This window comes from Bacteroidia bacterium (genome assembly GCA_023228875.1).
Lineage (GTDB): Bacteria > Bacteroidota > Bacteroidia > NS11-12g > UBA955 > JALOAG01.
This window is the reverse complement of the sequence record JALOAG010000064.1, coordinates 1-3,017: the sequence shown is the minus strand read 5'-3', so window position 1 is coordinate 3,017 and position 3,017 is coordinate 1. Positions and strand designations below refer to the sequence as shown.

Genomic DNA, 3,017 nt, shown 5'->3' with positions numbered 1-3,017 from the left:
ATAAATAATACCATTGACAAATTGCACAAATATTTTTTTATTTTTTGTTTGTTTTGTTAATAGTAACTACAATTATGGTTAAGCGGACTGTCCAAAAAAAACACCTTGAAACCCTTGTGTAGCAAGGGCTTCGGGCATTCTTTTTTTTATATACTAAAAACCTGCATCAAGAATAACTAAATTACCTTTAATAACTCCTAAATTAGAAAGATGTAAATCTCCAACATAATATTTCTTAGAAAAATTTATTAATGGACGAATTGATTCTGGATTAATACCAAAAGACTGACAAATTTCTCTATTTTTTTTTGTATTTTTCCATGAATGATGTCTTATTTCACACATGAGTTCATATAAAGCATCACGATTTTTAGTTCTATAATTAATTTTACTTAAAAATCGTGATAGCACTTCTGCTTTTTTCATAAGAATAATAGTTCCTTTTTGTTTATGTTCTATTATTCCAACAATAGGAAAAATATCTTTTTCTTTTTCTGTTAAGCGATAGAAAAGATATTTTTCGGAGTTGCTTTGCTCTCCCGTCCCTCTATCCCAACTATGAGTGATTTTAATAACAACATCATACTTTTTTGAATAGTAGGCACTACGGTCAACACCCCTTCCCAAAGGATTACTAACATTTGCAATTGAATTCATAATTGACATAATCATTACCCCCTATACATTTATTATACCATAAAAATATATTTTGTCAACAACTATTACAAATATAGTCGTTTGGACTGTCCAAAAAAAATGTCCGAAGAATGGCTCAGAGAGCCACTCTTCAGACTTACTTTTTTTATATAGAAAATAACTTTTTCAAAGAAATCCCAGAAATAGAAAGACAAGAATCCTCATTTTCAGAAGGCTCCAGCTCCTCATTTCTATCAGAAAGCAAAACCGCAAAGCCGCTGCGGCAATCATTGCTGCTCCAAAGACATTTTACTGCTTGCTCCCACATATCAAAATCATTGCCTCTGCGAACAATTTGGGCAATAGAGCCGTTGCCAAGAAACTCAATAGAGTAACCCAAAATAAAATACTGAAAAGCCTGATTATAAGTAACACGAATCTTATCCATGATGGCACCCCCTCAATTTTTATACTCTTATTATATCAAGAATTAAAAAACAATACTATTAACAAAATAACCAAATTTTTAATAAATTTTTGTGCAATTTAACAACGGTGGACTGTCCAAAAAATAAACCCGCAAAACCGCTTGTAGCAAGGGTCTCCAGCTTCCTTTTTTTTATATAAAAAAAATGAATTAAACGCACAAACAAGCCACATTTGTGGCTTGCTTCTTGCTTGCTTGTTTACTTTATTTATCTGTCTATGGCATCTGGAATGTACCTCATTTCCAAAAATTCGTCTATCATTGCTTCATAGTAGTCGTTTTCCCATGCAGTTTCTTCTGAAACGACATCATTATCTCTGTCCTTGCCTTGCAGGTATTCTTCAAACTGTGCTTGTAGTTTAGCCATGCCATTCACCTCTCTGGACTGGCTTAAAGCCAGCCCAGTTCCTTTCTCATCTCATACTCACTATCTTCGTAGTCAAGCCTTGCTTCGTCCTCTTCCCAGGTTGTTAACTCTTCTAACTGCTCTTGTAGTTCCTCAATATAAGCCTCATATCCTGACTCTGAATAAATTCGGTACATAATAAACCCCCTTATAATAACTATGTTCATCGTCTGTACTACCATTAGTACATTATTATAATAACATAAGTAGCATATAATAGCCATTGACATTTGCACAAATTTTTATAGATTTTTTTGTGTAATTTGCTACACCTTGCTTCCACTACTAACTACATTTGTAATCAGGCAATACTACTAACTACATTTGTGGTTGCTTGCTTAAATAATGACTGACTACGTTTGTAGTTTGGACTGTCCAAGAAAAAAACCTGCAAACCCGCTGATACCAACGTTCTTCAGACTTCATTTTTTTATATAAGAAAAGACTACAATTGTAATCTGTTGCTTGCTTATTATAAACTACATTTGTAGTCATACTGACGCACCCAAACTACAATCACTTATTAGTTATTACAAACTACATTTGTAGTTGCCTTGCTTACTAACTACATCTATAAATGGACTACACAAGCCGTTGACTTCAGCCGGCTTGTGTTTTTTACTTATGCAGTAAGTTCTGCCTTCTCTAATGTAGTTATTAGTTCCTTAACTACATTCATTCGTGACTCTATCCACTCATTATGGATATCATTTACATCTGTAGTTAATTGTCTTTGATACCTTGACAGTGATAACTGTAGTTCTATTATAATGTGAATGTAATCAATCCTTGTCATTGTAGTTACCGCCTTTCAACTATTAACGTAGACTATCAGGCTCTCAGCCTGATAGTCTTGCTCATCGGTGTTCTAATGATGTAGTTGAATTCAACTTCAACTACATCAGAGGTCAATTCAAAGTATTCACTTTCAGTGTTATCCATTTTCAAGCGACTATAACCGGCATCAGTAATCGCTTTCAACATAGCATTTTCAGCAGGTGCATACTTTGCCGTCAATGATAATTTGCTGACTTTATCATTGACTTTTTCAGTATTAAAATTTGCTAATTTACAAGTATCAACGACAATTGCCGTCGTAGCCTTGTTTTTTCTACGGAGTTCGGATAGCCGACGCTCTACGTCGGTAGTTATCCCGCCCTTTAAGAGCGGTTTTTTGTCCTCAAACGTCAACATGATGACGTATAAGGACAAGGAACTAAATTTGTTGTCAACTTTCTTTTTCATTTTTTTTGCCTTTCTGTGCTTTGCACATCACTTATTTGATAGTACTATTGTATCAAATAATCAATAGTATGTAAAGATAAAGTAAAAAACAATTGCACAAATTGGACAGACTTAACTACGACTGTTTTTGTGCATATTGCACATACGGGTCAGTTTGTGATAATGCACAAATATGGGGGTTGGTTTTGGGCAAAATGCACAAAAAAGATTTTTGGGGAACTACCCCTGCTAACAAAACTACAG

5 protein-coding genes are annotated in these 3,017 nt (G+C 34.1%); all 5 read right to left on the bottom strand.

Features of this window, described 5'->3' with window-relative positions:
* Positions 1 to 153: 153 nt before the first annotated feature.
* The gene (locus M0R38_13310; protein ID MCK9482714.1) at positions 154 to 657 is read right to left on the bottom strand and encodes a hypothetical protein; all 504 of its coding nucleotides are present in this window, start codon (positions 655 to 657) and stop codon (positions 154 to 156) included.
* 145 nt (positions 658 to 802) lie between these two features.
* Positions 803 to 1,084, bottom strand: a complete 282-nt coding sequence (locus M0R38_13305; protein MCK9482713.1) for a hypothetical protein — start codon at positions 1,082 to 1,084, stop codon at positions 803 to 805.
* A gap of 247 nt (positions 1,085 to 1,331) precedes the next feature.
* Entirely contained in the window at positions 1,332 to 1,490 is a 159-nt protein-coding gene (locus tag M0R38_13300) for a hypothetical protein (protein MCK9482712.1), read from the bottom strand.
* 23 nt (positions 1,491 to 1,513) lie between these two features.
* On the bottom strand, positions 1,514 to 1,696 hold the full coding sequence (locus tag M0R38_13295) for a hypothetical protein (GenBank protein MCK9482711.1): 183 nt from the start codon (positions 1,694 to 1,696) through the stop codon (positions 1,514 to 1,516).
* 664 nt (positions 1,697 to 2,360) lie between these two features.
* A complete protein-coding gene (locus tag M0R38_13290) occupies positions 2,361 to 2,774 on the bottom strand; it encodes a GIY-YIG nuclease family protein (protein ID MCK9482710.1) in 414 nt (137 codons plus the stop codon).
* Positions 2,775 to 3,017 lie beyond the last annotated feature (243 nt).